Origin of the sequence: Idiomarina ramblicola (assembly GCF_003987255.1) — a bacterium.
In the GTDB taxonomy this organism is placed as follows: Bacteria; Pseudomonadota; Gammaproteobacteria; order Enterobacterales; family Alteromonadaceae; genus Idiomarina; species Idiomarina ramblicola.
Window position 1 is genome coordinate 237,313 of record NZ_PIQC01000001.1, and the last position, 22,685, is coordinate 259,997.

Below are 22,685 nucleotides of genomic sequence, written 5' to 3' on the forward strand. Positions count from 1 at the left end.
CCCAAACAAACCGGCTTATTTTTCCAACCGAGCTAATAGGCTCGAAGTATCCCAGCGACTTCCGCCCATCTTCTGAACATCCGCATAGAACTGATCAATCAATGCTGTCGCTGGCAAAGAAACCCCCTGTCGGTCAGCTTCAGCTAATGCAATTTTCAAGTCTTTTCGCATCCAGTCGACTGCAAAACCATGTTCATAATGGCTTTCCCACATGGTTTTATAGCGATTTTCCATTTGCCATGAGCCTGCCGCTCCCTGACTAATCGCAGAAATTAGTTTCTCCGGATCCAGGCCTACCTTTCGCGCCAGTTGAAGCCCTTCCGAAAGCCCCTGCAACACACCGGCAATACAAATCTGGTTAACCATTTTTGCCAGTTGCCCGCTGCCAGCCGGACCCATTAACTGCCGAGTTTTTGCGTAACATTGAAAAAGTTCATCTGCAGCCTCAAAAGTCTGTTGCTCACCACCCAGCATAGCGGTTAAAACACCGTTTTCAGCTCCGGCTTGTCCGCCAGACACCGGCGCATCCAGAAAGGCCCCCTGTTTTTCTTTTACAGCCTTCTCCAGCTCACGAGCCAATTCGGCTGAAGCTGTGGTGTGATCAACAACAACAGCTCCCGATTTTAAATTAACGAGTAATCCATCATCACCGTAAAAAACGCTGCGTACATCATCATCGTTACCAACACAAACCATGACAAAGTCAGCATCATTCACCGCTTCAGCAGGAGTTGCGCCATAGTTACCAGAGTATTCCTCTACCCACTTTTCTGCTTTAATCTGAGTGCGATTAAATACGGTTACCTTGTGACCCGCTTTTTGCAGGTGGCCGGCCATTGGGTAACCCATAACACCCAGCCCAATAAATGCACATCGTTTCCCCATTTTCACTCCTCCTGACAATTTGGTTTCTCAATAATCCAATGCTGATAGCGTCCAAGCTCACGATAAGGCGACATCTGGTTATACTTCATTTCAAGTGCAAGTAATTCATCAAATCTCTGCTGATGCTCTATATTGCGCAAGTAGTCATGAAAACATCGGACACCCGTTTTTTGCGTTACCGCTAACCCTTCATTTTTTAGCCAACTCTCGACCTGTTCTGGTACAGCCGGATTCTCCGGACTTAAGCGAACCGTTTTCTTAACTTTCAAACCGCGCTCAATGTAGTCAAAGTTTCCATAAATCGCATTAGCAAAGAGTTTGGCATGATGGTTATAGAACATTAATGAGAGCCTGCCGCCAGGCTTTAACAATGAGGCCAACTGTTGAATAGCCAATTCGGTGTCGGGTAGCCATTCCAGTACGGCATGACAGAGAATAATATCGTACTGAGTAAACGGTTGCTGATTAACCAGGTCGGTTAAGCTTGACGAAATATACTGACATTGCTGATCCAAGCCTTGGGCCTTATGACGGAGTTCAGCCTCTTCAACCATCTCCGATGAGAGATCGGAATGAACAACCTTAAAGCCTTTCTGCTGGAACCATTGGTTCACTTGACCAAGCCCCGCCCCGACATCCAGCACTAAACAGGGCTCACTGGCTAGCAAAGGGGCTAAATCGCGTTTAAGCACCTCCATACGCAACTGACCTTTGCTAGTGTCGTAGATTGATTTAGAGAACTTTTGACTGATACCGCTAAAGTCGCCCCGTTCCTGCTTTTGCTTATTTATTGATCGCTTCTTTGTCATCAGGCTGGGCTATCAATATCTATAAACTGAACATCGAGCTCAAAATGACTTGCTAAATGTTCGCCCAATGCCTTAGCGCCATAACGTTCAGTGGCGTGATGGCCTGCGGCAAAAAATGCTATCCCCTGTTCGCGGGCGCTATGAACGGTGGGTTCAGAGACCTCTCCGGTAATAAAAGCATCCACGCCGAGTTGAGCCGCCCTATCAATAAAACCTTGTCCACCACCAGTGCACCAGGCCACCTTCTTAATCTTACTTGAACTATCCACCCGGCAAACCAGGCGGCGCTGCAGGCGTTGTTCCAACACATTGGCAAAGTCCTCACATGATAGAGGCTTAGCTAAACGACCCGTTACTAACGGACAAGCCGGATCAGACGAGTCTACCGCCCCCTCAAACTGCCAATCCATCAGTTTAGCCAACTGGGCGTTATTCCCTAGTTCAGGGTGAACATCAAGCGGTAAGTGATAAGCAAATAAATTAATGTCATGCTTTAGCAGCTGTTGTAACCGCCTTTTTTTCATGCCAACAACTTCTGCAGGCTCACCTTTCCAAAAATACCCATGATGAACAAGTATCGCATCCGCTTTTTCTTCGACCGCTCTGTCCACCAATGCCTGGCAGGCCGTTACACCACTCACAATCTTGTGTATAACGGGCTTACCTTCTACCTGCAGTCCGTTAGGACAAAAATCTTTAATCTGATGACTGTTTAAAAGTTGATTAAGATAATTTTGTAATTCATTCCTACTTATAGACATAATTAAAACCAAAATGACTGTCTGAATGACTCCAGTTTACCCGAAATTAGACAATAATCCGAAAAAACGGTATAAACGAAGAGTGAAGTATTTTTATACAAAACCTTCTAAAACAAACCTTGAATAAAGGAACACTTGAATGAGCAATCTGGATAAAGAAAAGGTAATTGCGGAATATACCGAAGCTTATCAAAAAGCTCACGGTAAAAAGCCTAAAATCGAGAGCAGCAACGGCTGGTACAGCGTTGATGGTGGTAAGAATATGCGTCTTGCACAATTAGCAGACGACACAAAGACGCTCGGTAAAGAGAAAAAAGCCGCCCCGAAAAAAGCTGAGTCGAAAAAATCGGAACCTAAGAAAGCCGAAACCAAGAAACCAGCGGCCAAGAAAGCTGAACCTAAAAAGCAGGCAACCAAAAAGCCAGCAGCTAAAAAGTCACCAACTAAGGCATCCACAGCGAAGAAATCCCCCGCTAAAAAGTCCAGTTCTGGCGGCTTAACAGCAAAAGAGCTGTGGAAACAGAAATTAGAAAGCAAAGAAAGTGATTGCCGTCTACCCAGAGGCAGCGTGTAATCAATAAGTAATAACGTAAAAAGCGACCTAATGGGTCGCTTTTTTACTTATAAGACATCCGGATTTTTACCCGCAACCCGGTCAATTGGAACCTTAATTTTACGATAGCGGTGTACCAAAAAGTCACTGCGCTTAAAAATAACCTTCTCGGAACCAAAGTCAGCCTGAGAAATCAGGAAACGGTCGCTATCCATTGATTTTGCTATTATTCCTAACTTCCCCTGGTGTGGACCGCGTTTAATAAAAACCGTCTGCCCATGAATGCGAGGGTTATTGTAAGAAAATGTCGGATAATTTATTGCCACTGCAGCTTCCCTAAACCTTTTAAGGCTTTACCAATACCTGGATTATACTGATATTATCGGTCGCTGACAGAGATTCTTGATATTTATTTCTTACCGATATACAGCGTTATCTCGCCAACTGGAAAGCCCCATTTAGACATATCAGTACGATTGATCATATTGTTCTTATCAATAAGATAAAGCCAGTCATCAAGGGTTAATACCATAGGTTCGCCATCCACTTCGACTTCTAACTGGTATTCCCAGTTCAGTACGTTTCCAGCTGTCGTCCCTTTTGCAACACCGTCAACATCATCTGCACGGCCTTCATAGCTGTTAGGTCCAGTTTTGGTTATATGCCAAACTCGTTGTTGTTCGCGTCCATCGGCATAAGTGAAGTGTTCATCTAAAACACCTTTATTGCCATTCCAGGTTCCGGTCATCGTTACTTCAAAGCGCTGAATCACCTCCCCGCTATAATCCTGAACCATGCCGTAAGCTACCAGCTCACCATTAAAAAACTCTTCAAGCTTCAGCTCCGGCTCCTCTGACTTATAAGCGTCAATTCCTGTTGAACAAGCTGAAATTAGCAAAAGTAACCCGGAAACCGTCAGAACTCTTAAAGTTTGCATTTTATTTTTCTCCAATTAACTCGTTTCGCTCAGACTTAAATCGGCTTTCTTCAGACAACCAGATAGCCAGAAATTGTTCAGTAAACTCATTGTCATCAATCTCTCCAAGCAATTTGTCGCCTTGATAGAACTCAGCTGCTCCGTTTGATTTTTCAACTAACAGAAGGCAGTCACCCTCCTTAATATCCGGCCAAATTGAGTCCAGCTTCGTTAACCATTTCTCATGGCTGTCACTGTTAAGACCTAGCTTCTGCCATTCTTCTTCTGTGGTTTCAATTAAGTCCTTCGCTTTGATATCGCGCAAGTAGTCCAGCATCAACGCTTGTCGTTCATCTTGGTTGTACTTACCTGACGGGCTGTAAAGAGTCGCATCATATACATCCCAGAAATAGACGCTGAGCCTTGTTTCACCCACTTTAGTAAAGTTCTCGGGAACCGAACTTGTGCATTCGGCCGCTAATAAATTCATGCTAAAAAGCGCAATAACACCACTTAGAAAATATTTCATAACGCTACACTCCCTTCTGTTTTCTGGGTGACATGGAGAAAACAAAATAGGCCATCATTAATCCCCAAACCACAGCATAACTCGCCACAACGACTGGCATTGAATCAATGGTTGCTGCATTTAATTTTATTCCGGCAACGTAACTCAATGGCCCGGAAACCATACCAACCAGAATGGCAAAAATTGTTTTAGGCGCTAGCCAGTCCAGCGCCACCGGCGCCATAGAAGAAAACCCCAGCCATAGCATCACCAGCCATAGCGGGAAATACCCGCCAACAAAATTAATAACGCCAAGACTAATAACAATGGCTTCCAGCAGTATGCCGACCGCAAAAAGGCGTAATATTAGGGTCCAACTGACTTTAGCGACAACAATGCTGTAGATAAATTGCAACGCCAGCAGAACACCACTCAGTACAATATAGTCTTCACGGCCTGCAACAGCGCTTAGCCAAAGTCCGTTGAATAAAACAAAGCTAACAATTTTATGCTGAATAGAAGTCATGAGTAGGCCTGCGATTTGCTGGCTGTAACCTGAACAACAGAGACCCGCTGCTCAAGAAAGCCACCTTCACAATAGCTAAAATAATAGTTCCATAGTCTCGAAAAACGCTCGTCATATCCGAGTTCTGCAAGTTCCGATTGTCTGGTGTTAAAGCGTTGCTCCCATTGCTTCAGCGTTTTTGCGTAACTCAAGCCAAAATCATGAACATCACGCACAACTAAGTCCGTATAACGAGTAAAAAGCTGAGTCATTTGGCTGAGAGAAGGCAAGAAGCCTCCGGGGAAGATATGCTTTTGAATAAAATCTACCGAACGCGCGTATGAAACGGCCCTCTGGTCGGCAATGGTAATCGCCTGTAAGGACATTTTGCCACCTTCTTTTAGCAACTTATTGCAGGTTCTAAAAAATGTGGGCAAGTATTCTTTACCAACTGCTTCAATCATTTCGACAGAAACCAGTTTATCGTATTGGCCTTTCAGATCACGATAATCACATTTTAACAGCTCAACCCTATCTGAAAGACCGGCAGCCTCAACCTGTTCTTTTGCGTATTGGAACTGTTCTTCAGAGATCGTTGTGGTGGTAACCCGGCAACCATAGTTTTCCGCGGCATAAATCGCAAGGCCACCCCAGCCAGTGCCAATCTCTAATAAATGATCATCGGCCTCTAACTCCAGAGAGTCACATAACCGCTGCATCTTGTTACGCTGTGCCTGCTCAAGCGAGTCTGTTGAGTGTCGGAATAATGCGCTTGAATACTGCATGGCATCGTCAAGAAAACGGGTATACAGTTCGTTACCGAGATCATAATGGGCAGAGATATTCTTCTTTGCCTGGCCTTTATGGTTTCGGTTACTCCAGTGCTGGTATTTATTAAAAGGAAAGGTTAACCACGCCAGTCGTGTTTCCAGCTTATCCAACGCGGGTAAATTACGGGCAAAAACTCGTATTACGGCTGTTAAATCCGGCGTATCCCAGTGTTTATCAATGTAGAGTTCGGCAGCACCAATGCTACCGCCTGTCACCAGCCTGCGATAAAAGGACGAGTCCTTCACATCAATTTCGCCGGCCAGATCCTTATCAGGATGGCCAAACGTTTCAATTAGCGTCCCTTTTTCCTTTATCGTCAGTTGCCCATATTCCAAATGAGCTAATAACTTAAATGCGATAGTACGGAAAAGCTTATCCCACACGCCATATTGAATAGGCGCAACCATAGTCGTTTCACCACTGGACATACAAACTGCCTTCTAATTATTTAACTACCAGGATTTCCGTAAAATGGAACCCGCTTGATAAAAAGCTTTAACGCCTGCCAATAAATGCCACCAATAATTCTAAGGGCCATGAAAGGCGTTGTTCTTAATACGCGGTAAATGCCACTACGGTTTAGCGGTTGACGATTTAATTTCATTCCAGCAACAAAATCTTTTTGTTCCTGATGAGCACTCAAAATAATTTTAAGACTGTCTGTAGGAGGAGCTACCTCCCAATGGTAAGTCATGTTCATTGGATTAAATGGGGAAACATGGAATTGCTTAGTCGTTTCAGGAGACTCTTCTGATAAATTGACCAAGTAATAATGGCGCTGCAGCCAGGGAGTATTACTTACCTCTGCCAGCATGTAAGTATATTCACCGTCGTTCTGGCGAAGGAAATAGAAATTAACCGGACTGAAGAAAATTCCAAACGTTCGTAAATTACCGACAAAGAGAACGTTACCGCTTAGAGCTTTTCCGGCAAGAGAAGACATTTTAGCCAACGCCGCCTGCTGTAAAGTACCCGGCTCGTCTTTCAAGTAGTCTTTTCGACGGAACCACAACGGAGCAAATCTCTTGCAGGACAACCATCGACTGAGAGAATGGCATTGCTCAAGCTCAGATAGATCGATGCACCACTGCTGAAACCGGTAATTAAACGCATGATGTTTAGGGCGATACCTTACGTGAAAAACGTCGCCCCAATAAATGCCACTTTTCATGAGTTCTCAATAGCGACTGTATTGAACCGATTAACCACATCAATAGCACTTCGTACACCGTCTTCATGAAAACCGTTATACCAATATGCACCAACGAAGTGGGTATTGTTTTTCCCGCAAATCAAACCGCGTTGCGCTCTGGCTTTTAAAGAGTCCACTGAGTATTGGGGGTGATCGTAACGGAACGTTTGAATAATCTCGTCAGGGTCAATGGCAGCGGTATTATTTAAAGTCACACAAACGGTTTTATCGCATTGTAACCCCTGCAATATATTCATATTATAGGTAACCGAGCTTGGCTTTTCCTCAGCTTCATTATCTTCGCGTAGTAAATAATTCCAGCTCGCCCAGGCTCTGCGATTCTTCGGAAGCAAGTTTTCATCGGTATGCAAAACGACATCATTCGGGCAGTACTTAATTTTGCCAAGAACTTGCTGCTCGTCTTCTGTCGCATCGTTAAGTAAAGCCAATGCCTGATCGCTGTGACACGCAAATACCACTTCGTCAAAATACTCTTCTTTACCATTACCAAAAATTAAAACGATTTGCTCGCACTGACGTTTAACCGCAACAATTTGACTGTTTAACTGAATATTATCTTTAAAGGGTTCGGTAAGCATAGGAATATAAGCATGAGAGCCACCAATTAACGTATGCCACTGAGGCCGGTCAGCAACATTCAATAAACCGTGATTATCGAAAAACCGTAAAAAGAATCCCAGAGGGAAGTCTTTCGCATCTGCCAGACTCGCCGACCAAATAGCCGATACCATTGGCAGTAAGTAATACTCTGAGACGGTTTCAGGAATGTCATGTCGAGTCAGAAAGTCATTTAAGGTGACATTATCTAATTCACTCATATCCCCTTGCAGCGCATTTTTTGCAGCCGAATTAAACTTCAGAATGCCTTGCAACAATCGATAAAATGACCAACTAAACAGATTCTTACGTTGAGCGAACAAGGTATTCAGGTTATGCCCGTTAAACTCTAAGCCTGATTTAGGATCGCGTACGCTAAAACTCATTTCAGTGTCGCGCCAGGTGACTTTTAACTCACTTAACAAGCGTTTGAATCTTGGGTAGGTCTTATCATTAAAGACAATAAAACCTGTATCAACAGCAAACATATTTCCGTTAATTTTAACGTCGCTGGTATTCGTATGTCCGCCGATATAGTCGTTTTTTTCGAACACACTCACTTGATGTTCACGGCTCAAATAATAGGCACTTGTTAATCCCGCAATACCACTCCCAATAACGGCGATCTTCATTTTGACTGCTTCCTTGCCATTTGCTCTGATAACTTAACTTGTATGCCTTCCGGCAAAATTGACATCAATTTCAAAAGACGACTAAATAACCAGGGAAACGCGATGTCTCGCTTTTTCTTTTTAACGCCCTTTATTATTGCTCGAGAAGCAAACTCAACATCAACTCGCATGGGCATTTCAAAATCGTTGGCATCCGTCATCGGCGTTTTCACAAACCCAGGTGAAACTGTTTGAACTTGCACTCCCTTTGACTTCAAGTCAACCTCCAGACTTCTGGCTATGTAATGCATGGCCGCCTTCGAACCACCATAAGCCTCTGCCTTAGTAAAAGGCAGGAGTCTCGCCAGGCTATCTACAATAACTAGGTGAGCAGAACTGTTGAATTGAGGTAATAACGCTTCGACACAATTCATTGTGCCAAACACATTCACCTTAAATACCCGTTCAAACATATCAGCGTCAAAATCATTCACATCAAGATACTCGCAAACACCAGCGCACAGTATGGCAATGTCAACGTCGCCAACTTTCTCCAGTGCTTCTTTCGTCGAACTTTTCGAGGTAATATCAAAAGCACTGCAGGTAATTCTGTCAGGGTACTGCTGTTGCACCTCCGACAAAGCGTCAATATTGCGACCGCACACCACCACTTGATTGCCGTCAGCAGCATAGTCCAACGCAAGCTGACGACCAATGCCTGATGACGCGCCGGTAATTAAAATATTCATTCCTCTGTCAGCCTCTTTTTGATTTTATCAATGACATAGCCTACCAATGGAACGTGCTCATAGAGCATAGCGCCAAGATCATAGTAATCTCGCTGCTCTCGAATTTTGCCATCTTCAAAAGTTAAGTAAGAAACGCCAGGCAAAATAATCTCCATGCCATTAGCAAGTTTCGGGTGAGCGTAGCGCATCTGCCAGGCAAGAAACGCCTGCTCTTTTCCGACGCATTGATCATCAAAGGCAAAATGGCAGTACTCAACATTTTCCATCGTATGCTTTAAATAGCTACGAAAGTCATCCAGACCAACAACATGCTGTATCGGATCGGTGAAAGCAATTTCCTCATGATAAAGCTCATCTAAATCATCAAGGTTTTCTGTTTTCAGTTCATCGTAAAATGCTTGTAGCTTTTCAACTAATTCACTGTTATCCATTTTTCACCTGCTTAAACGTTGTTAAGAATCGCTCGCGAGCAAATTTATGCTCAACCACGGGGTCGCAGTAGCTATTACTGCTTTGTTGCTGAAGCCAATTATGAGGCCAGTGAATATGCTTTGTTGGTACATCCTTAAGCTCGTCTACCCATTTACGAATGTACTCTCCGTCAGGATCAAATTTCTCACTTTGCTTAACAGGATTGAAAACGCGGAAATAAGGAACAGCATCGGTTCCAACCGAAGCACTCCACTGCCAACCGCCATTATTCGCCGGAAAGCTCCCGTCAATTAAATGCTGCATAAAAAAGCGCTCGCCTTTTCGCCAATCCATTAATAGATCTTTTACCAGAAAATTGGCTGTGATCATTCGTAAGCGGTTGTGCATCCACCCCGTTGATGTCAGCTGACGCATTCCGGCGTCAACAATTGGGTAGCCAGTACGACCATCACACCAACGCTGAAAAGCGTCCTCGTTTTCTAACCACTGAATACTGTCGGTTTCAGTCTGAAAGCTTTCACCTTTTGATAAGCGTGGCACAAAATACATAAGATGCTGATAAAATTCCCGCCATGCCAATTCTGTAAGCCAGGTATCGGCACCAGAAGCCAGTCCAAACGGAAACTCCGGTGAAAACTTGTGTAGTGCCCGGGCAGCCGTTTGCGGTGCGATAACACCTTGCGCCAAATAGGCAGAAAGTTGTGAGGTTCCATTTTCAGCCGGTAGATCTCTGGCTTGTTGATAATCATCAACACTGTGGCCAACGAATTGTCCCAGTTTCCCCAGAACTTGTTGCTCGCCGGCACTCCAGTCAGATGAGTCTTTTCTAGCCAGCGGGCACTCAGGGAGGCCCTTTACGGCTACCGGAGGAAAGGATTTGATTTGTAACGGTTCACCGTAAGCTTTTTCGCTTAATACTTGTCGCCAGCGTCGGTTGAAAGGCGTAAACTTTTTGTAGTACTCCCCTTGTTGTGTTCTTACCTCTCCGGGCGCCACCAACAGGTTGCCATGATGCGAAACCAGTTCAATATTATCATTGCTTAGTACCGCATTGGTCGCGGCATCTCTGCGCTTTTCATCCAATGCGTATTCCGCATTAATATGTAATCGGCCAATTCTATTTTCCCGACAGAAGGAACGTAAAGCCCCCGGAACCTGACTGAATTTGGGTACTAACAGCACATCCAACTCAATGCCTTTCTCGGCTAAATCCTGCTGCAGGCATTCTAAGTTTCTCCAAATAAAATCAACTTTTATCGGTGCCCAGTCATGGCTTTCCCAAGTTTCATGGCACACAAAGAATACCGCCAACGGTGGCTCATCGCCTTGGCATGCAGAAAACACCGCCGAGTTATCTAATATTCTTAAATCACTACGAAACCAAATTGCTTCTCGCATCACTACAACCCATAACGTAATTTTAAATCATCGGGATAAGGGGTCAGATACCATTGCCCTTCTAAATACTCTTTCGGAAACTCGCGCAAATAATGGCGTATTAACGTTAGAGGAGACATCAGCGGTAATATGCCATCGTGATACTGAAGAATAATGTCACTCAACTCCTCTCGTCGCTCATGAGCTAAGTCCGCTTTAAAGTAACCTTGTATATGTTGAAGCACATTAGTATGGTTTTTACGCGATGCCGGTTTAGATAAGGCATCCATAACATCAACGATGTATTGCTCCGCAAACTTTTCGTCTATCACTTCCTTTTCGCCTACACGTTTACCCAGCTCACGATAGCTTTGCTGGTTGTGCGCTAACAGAAGTAACTTACAGCGCTGATGAAACTGCAAAAGTTGATGCTTTGTCAGTTTTTGCATCATCTCTTTCCACTGACTAAAGACATAAACCCGCATTACAAAGTTTTCACGTAAATGAGGGTCATTGAGTCGTCCATCTTCCTCTAAAGGTAATGCCGGGTTATTTGCTTTCAATCGCGCAGCGAAGATACCCATACCGGCTTTTTGAGCGTGCCCGGTTTCAGGATCGTATAACTTAACTCTCTCCATGCCGCAACTAGGAGATTTAGCACAGAGAACGTAGCCACTTAACTCATCTACTTTGACCTGAACTTTGTCCGCAAAGCTGGCTAATTCTGAGGTTACATTTTGTCCTGTTTTAGGCACTACGGCCTGCACACGGCTATGTTGTTCCAATCTTATGGTTGGTCTCGGCACCGGCATACCAATACCAACCTCGGGGCAAAAACGTACAAGCTGAATGTGTCGACTTAACTCATCAACACAGAACGCCGATTTCTTGTGCCCACCATCAAACCGAACTTCATCACCCATTAAACAGGAGCTAATACCAACCTTTAGTTTCACCATTTTTACCCTTGTTAAACTTTTCTAATCGTAATGTACGGCATATCACTAAAAATAGTTTGTCATTTATAGGATAAAAAAGATCCAACACGACCTGCGTCAACGTAATGTCTATTAAATGTCCCGAATTGCTAACCAAATGAGGTTATATGCAGCAGTATCAGCAGTTACCGCTATTCCCGCTCACCGCGCATATAATGCCGGGCGGGCGCATGAAATTGAAGGTGTTCGAGCCTCGTTACACTCGGTTAGTAAAGGATTGTCTAAAAGATGACAGCGAGTTTGTCGTTGCCATGTTTAATAACGAACATGCGGCTACATCTGACGATTACCTCCTTCCCTATGCCACAACAGTCAAAATTATCGATTTTGAGCCAAGAGACGATGGTTTATTAGGTATCACCGTCGAGGGAAGAAACCGAGTTCGAATTGACGAGCACTGGTCTGAGAACGACAAATTACGACTCGGAAAGGTAGAGTACCTTGAAAACTGGCCTGAGCTAACACTGGATGCAACCTCAAATAAACTGAAAATGCGACTGCAAGAAGCCTTTGAAACTTACCCTGAATTATCAGAGCTTCTGCCGGACTTAGGCTACGAAAAACTCGATTGGGTTTGTTCGCGCTGGCTGGAAATACTGCCACTCGATGTTTACACAAAACAGGAGCTTATTCGTTGCGAAAACTGTCTTAAAGCAAAAGAATATCTGTTAGACTTAATTCGTTAATTGAATAAACATTCTGCCATTTGGGTGATCCAATTTTTTTGACACCCCGTAATAGTTAGAACATTGTGTGAAAAGTAGCAGGTCTAATTATGCAAATGGTGTCAGGAAGAACATCGAAACGGGGGTCTATGACTACCACCCAGACAGACGCTGCAGACAAAGCAGCGGAACTGCTGTCAAAGATTGCAGAAAATAGAAGTCGTGCTGCCTTTAGTGAACTTTTTAGGTTATTCGCACCTAAACTGCAATCCTACGCTACAAGACAGTTTGGTAATGAACAAACAGCTATGGACCTGGTCCAGGAAACCATGACAAACGTCTGGCATAAAGCGCATTTGTTCAAGCCTGACCGTGGCTCGCCCTCCACTTGGATATTCACCATAGCGCGAAATATCCGCTTTGATTTGCTCCGTAAAAATAAAAAGCGTAAAGACGACATTAGCGCCGATGAACTTTGGCCTATTCTCTCAGAACAGAACGACAGCCTGGACGATGGCTATGCGTTAGACCATGACGTTCTGATGCAGGAAATTTCATTTTATTACGCAAAACTACCCGACGCACAAAGGGTTGTTATTGAAAAGATTTATATTGAAGGTAAATCCCAGCAAGAAGTATCTGATGCTTTGGGAGTGCCTTTAGGGACAATTAAATCCCGAACTCGTCTAGCATTAAAGAAACTGAAAGAGTTGATAGTCGATGATGATTAAATCACACCCAGGCGAAAGCCTTTTATATCAGTACGCCTCTGGCGATTTGAGTGCGGCAATGACATTAGTTGTCGGCACGCATGTCGATATGTGCAAAACTTGTCGTCAAACGGTATGTGAGATTGAGCAGAAACTGTGTGAGGAAAACCTAGACGCCTTGGTTGGCGTTGCCAGCACGACCATGAGTAAATCTCAGTGCGATCAAATGCTGGAAGCCATTTTTGCTTCCTCAGCTTGCAACAAACAGGCGCACCAACCAAATGAGATATTATCTCTCGAAGGTCGCCGCTTTACCTTACCGCGCACGTTGGCACACAACAGTCATCGTATTGGCGAGTGGTCAAAACTGGTAGGGAAACTTTGGCGGGCCCCATTAACGTTAGATAATGGTAATCAGACCAATCTCATTTATATGGCACCTGGTGCAAAGGTTCCGGAACATACGCATAAAGGACAGGAAGCGACATTGGTTATTGATGGCGTTTTTAATGATGAGCAGAGCGAGTACCGGGACGGCGACTTTATTTTGTTAGACCCGAGTCGAACTCACACGCCGGAGACACAAGATGAAGATTGTTTAACTTTGGCAACTTTAGATGCACCGCTGCATTTTACTTCTGGTATCAGTCGGTTACTGAATCCCTTTAGTCAGCTCTTCTTTCGCTAACTCCAAACAACTAAGTACAAACTCAAATAAAAAAGAACCCGAGGTTAATCCTCGGGTTCTGCGTTTTCGACTCGACTTTTAAATTTCTGACCAGGCTTGAAAGTCACCACCCGACGCGCGGAAATTGGTATTTCCTCACCCGTTTTAGGGTTACGTCCGGGGCGCTGATTTTTGGTTCGCAGCTCGAAGTTACCAAAGCCTGACAACTTCACCTGCTCCCCTTTCTCCAAAGCAACTCTGATTTCTTCAAAAAAATCTTCAACTAACACTTTGGCATCTTGTTTACTAATACCGTATTTGTCGAACAACACTTCTGCCAGTTCTGCTTTGGTCAGCGCCATAGTTTAATCCCTCAATGTTGCATTAAACTCACTCTTTAATGTCTCAATAAATTTCGTCATAAGCTCAGTAACATCGGCTTCTTCCAACGTTTTGTCGCTGTCTTGTAAGGTGACAGATAACGCCAGGCTTTGTTTGCCCTCAGGTACACCTTCACCGACATAAACGTCAAACAAGTTTAGGTCAACTAACTGTTTTACGCCAACATTTTCCATCGCAGCAATCAGCTCACCCGCCGCAACGTGCTTATCAACGACCAAAGCAAGATCGCGGCGAATGGATGGGTAGCGTGAAACAGGTTTAGCTAATGGCAAAGGCCGTTGCGTTACTGCAGATAAAGATAACTCGAAAACGAAGGTGCGTTGATTAAGTCCCAGGGCTTTATCAAATTTCGGGTGCAGAGCACCAATATCACCAACCTTTTCTGACCCGCAATAAATAGCCGCCGACTGTCCTGGATGCAACGCCGGGTTTTGTGACGCAACAAAACGAAACGCTGCAATATTACCGGTTTGAGCGAGTAAGGCTTCAACATCGCCTTTCACATCGTAAAAGTCGACACCGCGATCACCTTCCGACCAATGCTCTGAATGCGCTTTACCAGAACGTATACCGCTGATAACCGCTTCCTGACGAACACCGTTTTCAGCTGACTCGTCTGGAATAAAGCGTAACCCCGTTTCTACGAAAGCCAGCACAGACTGCTGACGCTTCTGATTATGAGCAACCGCACCGACTAATCCCGGCCATAAGCTCACACGCATAGAAGACATATCAACCGAAATTGGGTGTGGCAAAGTCAACGCTGCGGTTTCATCAAACATCAGTGCCTGATGCTTTGGATCAACAAAGCTGTAGGTTATCGCTTCCTGATAGCCACGACTGACCATAGCATCCACCAACTGATGGGTACTAAGCTGGCTTTCTTTACGCTCGGTCATACGCAGTTGCGCTGCCGGCGGTGCAGCCTGAATTGAGTTGTAACCGTAAACACGGGCAACTTCTTCAATTAAGTCTTCTTCAATGCTTAAGTCAAAACGGTATGAAGGAATGCCCACCTGCCACTGTTCACCGTCAAATGAAACATCAAAGCCTAAACGCTCTAGAATTTCAGTGACATTGTCATTAGCAATGCTGACACCCAATACTTTAGCCAATCGACTGGCTCTTAACGTAATACCGTCACGCTTAGGCAAAAATGCTTCTGCAACCGCTTCAGTTACAGGTCCGGCTTTACCGCCGCAAATTGCCAACAATAATTCAGTGGCTCTCTCCATTGCAGTATGCTGCAACTGAGGGTCGACGCCGCGCTCATAACGATGCGATGCATCGGTATGTAACCCGTAACGGCGCGCTTTGCCTAAGATGGCATCCGGTGCAAAGAACGCGCTTTCCAGAAAAATATTTTTACTGCTTTCTGTTACACCACTGTTTTTACCACCGTAAACCCCCGCCATGGCTAGTGCTTTTTTCTCGTCAGAGATAACCAGGGTGTCTTCGTCCAGTTCAACTAATTGCTCATCTAATAAGGTCAGCTGCTCTTTCCGCTTAGCTAGGCGAACATCAATGTTCCCTTCCAGCGAGTCGAGATCAAAAGCATGCATGGGGTGACCCAGTTCAAGTAGCACGTAGTTAGTGACATCAACTACCGGGTCAATGCTACGAATACCGCTGCGTCTTAACTTTTCTGTCATCCATACCGGCGTTGGGCGAGTTAAATCGACACCTTTAATAACACGGCCTAAATAACGCGGACATTGCTCAGCCGCAGACAAACTAATGCTTAGCGTATCTTCAATACCAGCGGCTACTTTGTTGCTCTCTGGTACTTTAACATCCAGACGGTTCAATACCCCTACTTCGCGTGCGATACCACGAATACTCAGACAGTCACCACGATTCGGAGTTAAGTCGATATCGATGCTGTTGTCGTCAAGTTGCAGGTATTTACGATAATCTTCTCCGACCGGAGCATCTGCCGGAAGCTCAATAATTCCATCGTGCTCATCAATAAGACCCAGCTCTTTGAACGAGCACAACATGCCGTTTGACGGCTGACCGCGAAGCTTCGCTTTCTTAATTTTGAAATCACCAGGCAATACCGCACCAACTTTAGCCACCGCTACCTTAATGCCAAGGCGACAGTTAGACGCGCCGCAGACAATATCCACCGGCTCGCCATCGCCAACATCAACTTTGGTAATTTGCAGTTTATCTGCGTCCGGGTGAGGACCACATTCAATCACTTCACCAACGACGACAGTATGGAATTCATCGGCAACCGGCTCAACAGCATCTACTTCAAGGCCAGCCATACTGAGCTGCTCACTCAATTCATGACTGCTGATGTCGGGGTTAACCCATTCCCTTAACCATTGTTCACTGAATTTCATTGCTTACTGCCCGTTAGTTAAATTGTTTGAGGAAACGCAGATCGTTCTCAAAGAACGCACGTAAATCATTCACGCCGTAGCGCAACATGGTAAGGCGCTCAACGCCCATACCAAAAGCGAAACCGGTGTATTTTTCCGAATCAATACCCACCGCTTTCAGCACGTTTGGATGCACCATGCCGCAGCCTAAAACTTCTAACCACTTCCCATCTTTACCCATGACATCAACTTCTGCTGAAGGTTCGGTAAAGGGGAAGTACGAAGGTCTGAAACGCACCGTTAACGACTCTTCGAAAAAGTGATTCAGGAAGTCTTCCAGAATTCCTTTTAATTGCGTAAAGCTGACGTCGGTATCAACCATTAACCCTTCTACCTGATGAAACATTGGCGTATGGGTCTGGTCATAATCATTCCGATAAACTCGTCCCGGAGAGATGATCCGCAATGGCGGTTTTTCATTTTCCATAGTACGAATTTGTACACCTGAAGTTTGCGTGCGCAGCATTGTTGAGGGAGTAAAATAGAAAGTATCGTGATCCGCACGTGCCGGATGATTAGCCGGAATATTCAATGCATCGAAGTTATGAAAACCATCTTCGACTTCCGGACCTTCTTTTACGCTAAAGCCTAAATCACCGAAAAACTGTTCAATACGGCGAATAGTCTGAGTTACAGGATGCACACCGCCTACCGCTGAGTGCCGTCCGGGTAAAGTGACGTCTATACGTTCCGCTTCCAGCTTCTGCGCTAACTCAGCAGCTTTCAATAGCTCTTTACGGGCATTGATACTGGTCTGCACTTGCTGTTTGGCTTCATTAATTTTTTGTCCGGCTTCCCGGCGTTCAGACGGGTCTAACTTACCTAAGCCTTTTAAGAGCTCAGTGAGCTGCCCTTTCTTGCCCATATACTCGACGCGGACTTCGTCTAACGCAGTCGGTGAATCTGCGGCCGCAATGGCGGATTCAGCCTGCTCAACAATTTGCTCTAGCTGCATCGTATCCCTCAACAACACAAGATAAATAATAAAGGCGCTATGATAGCGAATTTTCAATGAAAAAGGGAGCCAATTGGCTCCCTTCTGAATCTGTTTATTCGAACCCCTAAAGGTTTTGAATAATTACAGTGCGCCTTTTGCTTTCTCAACCAAAGCGGCAAAACCGTTTTGATCATGAACAGCGATATCGGCTAAGATTTTGCGATCGATTTCAATAGATGCTTTTTTCAGACCATTGATAAAGCGGCTGTAAGACAGACCGTTTTGACGAGCCGCAGCATTGATACGAACAATCCATAGTTGACGGAATTGACGTTTCTTGTTGCGACGGTCACGGTATGCATATTGACCTGCTTTAGTGACTGCCTGGACCGCTACGCGATAAACGCGACTACGGGCACCATAATAACCTTTCGCCTGCTTCAGGACTTTTTTGTGACGCGCTCTCGCGATTACACCACGTTTTACTCGTGCCATTTGCTATCTCCCCTTATGCGTACGGTAACATGCGAGCGACTAATTGAACGTCGGCCTCATGGACCATGTTCTTCGCGCGAAGCTGACGCTTACGCTTAGGGCTCTTCTTTGTCAGAATGTGACGCAAGTGAGATTGCTTGCACTTAAAACCACCAGAAGCAGTCTTCTTAAAGCGCTTGGAAGCGCCTTTGTTCGATTTCATTTTTGGCATGAAATTAAACTCCGCATTGTTGATAAAAGTGTGAAAGGGTGAGCCTGACAATCAGACTACTTGTAAACCACGATCACTTCTTGTTGGGTGCCAAGACCATAATCATCTGGCGCCCTTCGGCACGTCTTGGGAACGACTCAACAATTGAGATTTCTTCTAAATCGTCTTTAACACGATTCAGCAATTCAATACCCAATTCTTGGTGTGCCATTTCCCGGCCACGGAAACGGATAGTGACTTTGGTTTTGTCACCTCCCTCGAGGAAACGACGCAGGTTGCGCAGTTTTACCTGGTAGTCGCCCTCATCAGTACCAGGTCGGAACTTAACTTCCTTAACCTGAATCTGTTTCTGCTTTTTCTTTTGCTCTTTCTGTTCTTTACTCTTTTCAAAGAGGAACTTGCCGTAATCCATCAAGCGGCAGACTGGTGGTTCTGCGTTAGGGCTCATCTCCACCAAATCAACACCAGCTTCCGCTGCTGCATCAAGAGCCTCGTTAATACTGACGACACCAGCTTGTTCACCATCGGTTCCGATTAAGCGAACTTCATCAACGCCTGTAATTTGTTCGTTGATACGGTTTTTATCTGCAGCTTTCTGAGTTCTTTTTCCGCCTTTAATGGTTTATTCCTCCAAACAATTAATCAATTTTGCGAGTACGGACTTCGTCCTCTACACGAGTAATGAAGTCTTCTAACGGGAATTTGCCCAAGTCTTCACCACCACGTGTACGTACCGCAACCTCACCAGCTTCGACTTCTTTGTCGCCGACAACCAGTAAATATGGAACACGTTTTAATGTGTGTTCACGGATTTTAAAGCCTATCTTCTCATTTCTCAAGTCAGCTGATGCACGAATTCCCTTTTCGTTCAGGGTTTTGACAACTTTTCGCACATAGTCGCTTTGATTATCCGTGATATTCATTAACACAACTTGCGTTGGCGACAACCACAACGGGAAGTGCCCTGCGTACTCTTCAATGAGAATACCCATGAAGCGTTCAAGTGAGCCCAAAATAGCGCGGTGAATCATAACTGGCGTGTGTCGCTCGTTATCTTCGCCTACGTATGTGGCACCTAAACGTCCTGGCAACGCAAAGTCGAGCTGTATTGTACCACATTGCCACGCTCTGCCCAGACAATCGAACAAAGTAAATTCTATTTTCGGGCCATAAAAGGCACCTTCACCCGGTAAATAAGAAAAATCGATGTCATTATTTTTCAAAGCCTGAGCTAATGCAGTCTCCGAGCGGTCCCATGTGGCATCGTCACCTAAGCGCTTTTCAGGGCGAGTTGAAAGCTTCACATCGATGTTCTCGAAACCAAAGGTTTTGTAAGTTTCGTACACCATTTTAATACAACCCGCGACTTCTTCCTGTACCTGCTGTTCGGTACAGAAAATGTGTGCATCGTCTTGTGTGAAACCACGAACACGCATCAGACCATGCAACGCACCTGAAGGTTCATTTCGGTGACAACTGCCAAATTCCGCCATGCGTAACGGCAAATCACGGTAAGATTTCAAGCCCTGATTAAAGATTTGAACGTGTCCCGGGCAGTTCATCGGCTTAACGGCATACTCGCGGTTTTCCGATGACGTGGTAAACATCAGTTCTGAGAATTTCTCCCAGTGCCCCGATTTTTCCCACAGTACCCGGTCCATCATCATCGGACCTTTAACTTCCTGATAGTCGTACTCGCGCATTTTCTCGCGAATGTAAGTTTCTAACTCGCGGAAAATGGTCCAGCCATTGTGATGCCAGAACACCATACCCGGCGCTTCTTCCTGCCAGTGAAATAAGTCCTGAGCCTTAGCTATTTTACGGTGGTCGCGCTTTTCAGCTTCTTCTAAACGCTGTAAATAGGCCTTTAACTGCTTCTTATCTGCCCAGGCCGTACCGTATATACGCTGCAGCATTTTGTTGTCAGAGTCACCACGCCAGTATGCGCCGGCCATTTTCATAATTTTAAAATGTTGGCAAAATTTCATGTTTGGCACATGAGGGCCACGACACATGTCGACGTATTCTTCGTGATGATAAAGCCCCGGGTTGGCATCGGTTGGGATGTCTTCGTCCAGGATCTCTATTTTGTAGGGTTCATGGCGTTCTACGAAAGTTTCACGGGCTTCTTTCCAGCTGACCTTTTTCTTAATAACGGCATATTCCGTTTTAGCCAGCTCTTTCATCCGCTTTTCAAGCTTTTCCAGGTCTTCCTGAGTGAAAGTGTGATCAACGTCGATGTCGTAGTAAAAGCCATTATCGATGACCGGGCCAATAGCCATTTTCGCATCTGGCCACAACTGCTTTACCGCGTGCCCCATTAAGTGAGCACAAGAGTGACGAATAATGTGTACGCCGTCGTCATCTTTAGGAGTGACAATTTCGACACGCGCATCGTGTTCAATCAGCTCACAGGCATCAACCAGTTCGCCATCAATACGGCCAGCAACCGTTGCTTTCGCAAGGCCAGCGCCAATATCGGCAGCCACTTCCATAATGCTTACGGGGTTATCGAATTCGCGTTGACTTCCGTCAGGGAGAGTAATTACAGGCATGAAACTTCCTTTCCAACCAGTGGTGACACCTACCAAGTGCCACGTGCTCTATTTTTGGTTTTAACTGCTCTATAGAAAAAACCTACGAAATTTTTTGCGTTCGGTACCATCGAACGCGAGACGCTACTATAATCGACCGCTTACATTTGAGCAACCGCCGAGCCCGTTTTGACATCAGACATTGCCGGAGAATTAACCGGACAACTTGCCGCTTTATTAGCCGCTGGCTTCTGGGCTGTCGCCACCGTGTTGTACCACCGCGCCGGTAGTCATTTCTCGCCCTTACAAATGAATTTGGTTAAAGGCGTTATTGCAACTCCCCTGCTTTTGATTGTGAGCCTGTTACTAGGTAACTCGCTGGAACTCAATTACGGCCTGTGGTTACTCGCATTAAGCGGCATTATAGGTATTACCATTGGCGACAGTTGCCACTTTGCTGCGTTGCGGCGTCTAGGTCCCTGGCACGCTATGTTACTGGAGTATCTGGCACCGCCACTGGCTGCATTCATGGCCTGGATGTTTTTAAGTGACGGTTTATCCACCATTGAAATTACCGGTGCAGTCATAACCTTAAGCGGTGTTCTGTGGGTCGTTACTGAAAAAGCTCCGGACAAACAGCCTGCGCTTTCATTATCAGGTATATTCTTCGGCTGCGGCGCAGCACTTTGTCAGGCTTCCGGTTTAGTCATGGCTTTTGCGGTACTAATGCAGTCGAATGTTAACGCTATTGATGCGGCATTTGTCCGTCTTGCCGCCGGCTCCTTTTTACTCGCCATAATTGTTGGGCTTTCGAAACGAGGCGCGTACGGCGCAATCATAAAACAAGTTGGTTCTATCAACCCGTTGCCGCTGCTCGGTGCCATTGTATTCGGTACGTTCCTGGCTATTTGGTTACAGCAAATATCTATCGCCAATATCAACCCGGGCCTAACCCAGACCTTACTCTCCACCGCACCACTCTTTTTAATACCGATATCTTTACTGAAAAAACAACGAATTACCCCACGTTCTATAGCCGGCGCTTTAATCTCACTGGGCGGAATCAGTATTTTATTTCTATAGTTACAACTAGGACTTTATAGTTGGCGAGCAAATTATGAACGAAGAAAACTTACAAAGCGTGCCAGTAAAATGCCCTCATTGTGGGCACAACACGTTTTTAGACATTGATGCATCAGAAGGCAGTCAGGACTATCAGGAAGAGTGTGCTGCCTGCGGTGACCTCATCCATGTTCAGTTGCAGGTTGATGAAGTTAACCAGCAGGCGCGTATTAAAGTAGACGGGAACGATGAGCAATTTTACTGACGTTCAGCCAACACACGCTCAACGGTTTCAACAATGGTGATGGTTTGCTGATCGAGTTCAATATTCAGTCTGTCACCCACCCGAGTTGATTCTAAATTGGTTAAGCGTAAGGTTTCCGGTATTAAGTGCAGACTAAAGCAATTACCTTCCACCCGACCTACCGTCAAACTGGCCCCATTAACCGCAATAAAACCTTTGGCGAATAAATAGGTTTGGTGTTGCTCAGGAACCTCTAACCACATAGCGACATTATTCTCCGACGTGTCAATTTTAGTCACTTTGCCCTGGCAGTGAATATGACCTGAAACCGCATGCCCGCCAATTTCGTCGCCCACTTTAAGCGATCGCTCCAAATTAACCGTGTCACCCTCGCCTAACAAACCCAAATTCGTTAGCCGTAAAGTCTCATCAATAACGTCAAAGTGTACCTGAGTCTCGCTAAATTCAACCACGGTTAAGCAGCAACCATTTATTGCAATACTTGCACCAATAGCCAAATTTTGTAGAAATTGAGGTTCAGTTTTAATAACCAAGTGTCGAAAAGATCCTTGGTCAGAGACTGAAAATATCGTAGCTTGGGTTTGGACAATACCGGTAAACAT

Annotated in this window: 28 protein-coding genes; 6 read left to right on the forward strand and 22 right to left on the reverse strand. The window is 45.2% G+C overall.

What is annotated here, in order from left to right; genetic code table 11:
- Positions 1-15 precede the first annotated feature (15 nt).
- The 3 genes from CWI78_RS01135 to CWI78_RS01145 are packed head-to-tail and all read right to left on the reverse strand — an operon-like array spanning position 16 to position 2,455.
- Positions 16-885 (reverse strand): NAD(P)-dependent oxidoreductase, encoded by an 870-nt coding sequence (locus CWI78_RS01135; RefSeq protein ID WP_126779434.1) that lies wholly within the window; start codon positions 883-885, stop codon positions 16-18.
- Positions 886-887: 2 nt separating this feature from the next.
- The gene (locus CWI78_RS01140) at positions 888-1,694 is read right to left on the reverse strand and encodes a methyltransferase domain-containing protein (RefSeq protein WP_244213046.1); all 807 of its coding nucleotides are present in this window, start codon (positions 1,692-1,694) and stop codon (positions 888-890) included.
- A complete protein-coding gene (locus tag CWI78_RS01145; protein ID WP_126779436.1) occupies positions 1,694-2,455 on the reverse strand; it encodes a Nif3-like dinuclear metal center hexameric protein in 762 nt (253 codons plus the stop codon). The genes CWI78_RS01140 and CWI78_RS01145 overlap by 1 nt, the downstream gene beginning before the upstream one ends.
- A gap of 139 nt (positions 2,456-2,594) precedes the next feature.
- Between CWI78_RS01145 and CWI78_RS01150 the strand changes: the two genes are divergently transcribed.
- Complete coding sequence (locus tag CWI78_RS01150; RefSeq protein ID WP_126779438.1) at positions 2,595-3,029, forward strand: hypothetical protein; 435 nt, start codon at positions 2,595-2,597, stop codon at positions 3,027-3,029.
- Between the two features lie 47 nt (positions 3,030-3,076).
- Here CWI78_RS01150 and CWI78_RS01155 read toward each other — a convergent pair whose 3' ends face one another.
- The 11 genes from CWI78_RS01155 to CWI78_RS01205 form a co-directional block, all read right to left on the reverse strand.
- Positions 3,077-3,334 (reverse strand): DUF3912 family protein, encoded by a 258-nt coding sequence (locus CWI78_RS01155; protein WP_126779440.1) that lies wholly within the window; start codon positions 3,332-3,334, stop codon positions 3,077-3,079.
- 83 nt (positions 3,335-3,417) lie between these two features.
- Complete coding sequence (locus tag CWI78_RS01160; protein WP_126779442.1) at positions 3,418-3,945, reverse strand: DUF3833 domain-containing protein; 528 nt, start codon at positions 3,943-3,945, stop codon at positions 3,418-3,420.
- A gap of 1 nt (position 3,946) precedes the next feature.
- The gene (locus CWI78_RS01165; RefSeq protein WP_126779444.1) at positions 3,947-4,453 is read right to left on the reverse strand and encodes a chalcone isomerase family protein; all 507 of its coding nucleotides are present in this window, start codon (positions 4,451-4,453) and stop codon (positions 3,947-3,949) included.
- A 4-nt stretch (positions 4,454-4,457) separates the two neighbouring features.
- A complete protein-coding gene (locus CWI78_RS01170; protein WP_126779446.1) occupies positions 4,458-4,958 on the reverse strand; it encodes a DUF2878 domain-containing protein in 501 nt (166 codons plus the stop codon).
- On the reverse strand, positions 4,955-6,196 hold the full coding sequence (locus CWI78_RS01175; RefSeq protein ID WP_126779448.1) for an SAM-dependent methyltransferase: 1,242 nt from the start codon (positions 6,194-6,196) through the stop codon (positions 4,955-4,957). Before CWI78_RS01175 ends, CWI78_RS01170 begins: the two co-directional genes overlap by 4 nt.
- 20 nt (positions 6,197-6,216) lie before the next feature.
- A complete protein-coding gene (locus tag CWI78_RS01180) occupies positions 6,217-6,939 on the reverse strand; it encodes a DUF1365 domain-containing protein (RefSeq protein WP_126779450.1) in 723 nt (240 codons plus the stop codon).
- Positions 6,936-8,210 carry an NAD(P)/FAD-dependent oxidoreductase gene (locus CWI78_RS01185; protein ID WP_126779451.1) on the reverse strand — a complete coding sequence of 425 codons (1,275 nt, stop codon included), beginning with the start codon at positions 8,208-8,210 and terminating at the stop codon, positions 6,936-6,938. Before CWI78_RS01185 ends, CWI78_RS01180 begins: the two co-directional genes overlap by 4 nt.
- Positions 8,207-8,938 carry an SDR family NAD(P)-dependent oxidoreductase gene (locus CWI78_RS01190; protein WP_126779453.1) on the reverse strand — a complete coding sequence of 244 codons (732 nt, stop codon included), beginning with the start codon at positions 8,936-8,938 and terminating at the stop codon, positions 8,207-8,209. The genes CWI78_RS01185 and CWI78_RS01190 overlap by 4 nt, the downstream gene beginning before the upstream one ends.
- Complete coding sequence (locus tag CWI78_RS01195) at positions 8,935-9,369, reverse strand: nuclear transport factor 2 family protein (protein WP_126779455.1); 435 nt, start codon at positions 9,367-9,369, stop codon at positions 8,935-8,937. Before CWI78_RS01195 ends, CWI78_RS01190 begins: the two co-directional genes overlap by 4 nt.
- On the reverse strand, positions 9,362-10,768 hold the full coding sequence (phrB, locus tag CWI78_RS01200) for a deoxyribodipyrimidine photo-lyase (RefSeq protein WP_126779457.1): 1,407 nt from the start codon (positions 10,766-10,768) through the stop codon (positions 9,362-9,364). The genes CWI78_RS01195 and phrB overlap by 8 nt, the downstream gene beginning before the upstream one ends.
- A gap of 2 nt (positions 10,769-10,770) precedes the next feature.
- Positions 10,771-11,706, reverse strand: a complete 936-nt coding sequence (locus CWI78_RS01205; protein WP_126779459.1) for a YbgA family protein — start codon at positions 11,704-11,706, stop codon at positions 10,771-10,773.
- Positions 11,707-11,852: 146 nt separating this feature from the next.
- Here CWI78_RS01205 and CWI78_RS01210 point away from each other — a divergent pair, with 146 nt between their 5' ends.
- The 3 genes from CWI78_RS01210 to CWI78_RS01220 all read left to right on the forward strand — a co-directional run bounded on the left by CWI78_RS01210 (position 11,853) and on the right by CWI78_RS01220 (position 13,808).
- Positions 11,853-12,431: an LON peptidase substrate-binding domain-containing protein gene (locus CWI78_RS01210; protein ID WP_126779461.1), complete on the forward strand. Its 579-nt coding sequence runs from the start codon at positions 11,853-11,855 to the stop codon at positions 12,429-12,431.
- A gap of 89 nt (positions 12,432-12,520) precedes the next feature.
- Positions 12,521-13,141 carry a sigma-70 family RNA polymerase sigma factor gene (locus CWI78_RS01215; protein WP_126779463.1) on the forward strand — a complete coding sequence of 207 codons (621 nt, stop codon included), beginning with the start codon at positions 12,521-12,523 and terminating at the stop codon, positions 13,139-13,141.
- Entirely contained in the window at positions 13,131-13,808 is a 678-nt protein-coding gene (locus CWI78_RS01220; protein WP_126779465.1) for a ChrR family anti-sigma-E factor, read from the forward strand. The genes CWI78_RS01215 and CWI78_RS01220 overlap by 11 nt, the downstream gene beginning before the upstream one ends.
- A 44-nt stretch (positions 13,809-13,852) precedes the next feature.
- Here the strand turns inward: CWI78_RS01220 and CWI78_RS01225 are convergent, their stop codons facing one another.
- The 7 genes from CWI78_RS01225 to thrS form a co-directional block, all read right to left on the reverse strand.
- A complete protein-coding gene (locus CWI78_RS01225) occupies positions 13,853-14,149 on the reverse strand; it encodes an integration host factor subunit alpha (RefSeq protein ID WP_126779467.1) in 297 nt (98 codons plus the stop codon).
- A gap of 3 nt (positions 14,150-14,152) precedes the next feature.
- Positions 14,153-16,540, reverse strand: coding sequence for a phenylalanine--tRNA ligase subunit beta (gene pheT / locus CWI78_RS01230; protein ID WP_126779469.1), 2,388 nt, complete (start codon positions 16,538-16,540; stop codon positions 14,153-14,155).
- A 13-nt stretch (positions 16,541-16,553) separates the two neighbouring features.
- The gene (pheS, locus tag CWI78_RS01235; protein WP_011234641.1) at positions 16,554-17,534 is read right to left on the reverse strand and encodes a phenylalanine--tRNA ligase subunit alpha; all 981 of its coding nucleotides are present in this window, start codon (positions 17,532-17,534) and stop codon (positions 16,554-16,556) included.
- Between the two features lie 123 nt (positions 17,535-17,657).
- Positions 17,658-18,011 (reverse strand): 50S ribosomal protein L20, encoded by a 354-nt coding sequence (gene rplT, locus CWI78_RS01240; protein WP_011234642.1) that lies wholly within the window; start codon positions 18,009-18,011, stop codon positions 17,658-17,660.
- A 13-nt stretch (positions 18,012-18,024) separates the two neighbouring features.
- Positions 18,025-18,222 (reverse strand): 50S ribosomal protein L35, encoded by a 198-nt coding sequence (gene rpmI / locus CWI78_RS01245; RefSeq protein WP_054487561.1) that lies wholly within the window; start codon positions 18,220-18,222, stop codon positions 18,025-18,027.
- 73 nt (positions 18,223-18,295) lie between these two features.
- Positions 18,296-18,841: a translation initiation factor IF-3 gene (gene infC / locus CWI78_RS01250; RefSeq protein ID WP_126779471.1), complete on the reverse strand. Its 546-nt coding sequence runs from the start codon at positions 18,839-18,841 to the stop codon at positions 18,296-18,298.
- Between the two features lie 19 nt (positions 18,842-18,860).
- Positions 18,861-20,777: a threonine--tRNA ligase gene (thrS, locus tag CWI78_RS01255; protein ID WP_126779473.1), complete on the reverse strand. Its 1,917-nt coding sequence runs from the start codon at positions 20,775-20,777 to the stop codon at positions 18,861-18,863.
- Positions 20,778-20,945: 168 nt separating this feature from the next.
- Between thrS and CWI78_RS01260 the strand changes: the two genes are divergently transcribed.
- Both CWI78_RS01260 and CWI78_RS01265 read left to right on the forward strand, forming a co-directional pair.
- Positions 20,946-21,839 carry a DMT family transporter gene (locus CWI78_RS01260; protein ID WP_126779475.1) on the forward strand — a complete coding sequence of 298 codons (894 nt, stop codon included), beginning with the start codon at positions 20,946-20,948 and terminating at the stop codon, positions 21,837-21,839.
- Between the two features lie 34 nt (positions 21,840-21,873).
- Positions 21,874-22,083 carry a CPXCG motif-containing cysteine-rich protein gene (locus CWI78_RS01265; protein ID WP_126779477.1) on the forward strand — a complete coding sequence of 70 codons (210 nt, stop codon included), beginning with the start codon at positions 21,874-21,876 and terminating at the stop codon, positions 22,081-22,083.
- On the opposite strand, the gene CWI78_RS01270 is transcribed toward CWI78_RS01265, so the two are convergent.
- Entirely contained in the window at positions 22,077-22,685 is a 609-nt protein-coding gene (locus tag CWI78_RS01270; RefSeq protein WP_126779479.1) for a riboflavin synthase subunit alpha, read from the reverse strand. The genes CWI78_RS01265 and CWI78_RS01270 overlap by 7 nt on opposite strands.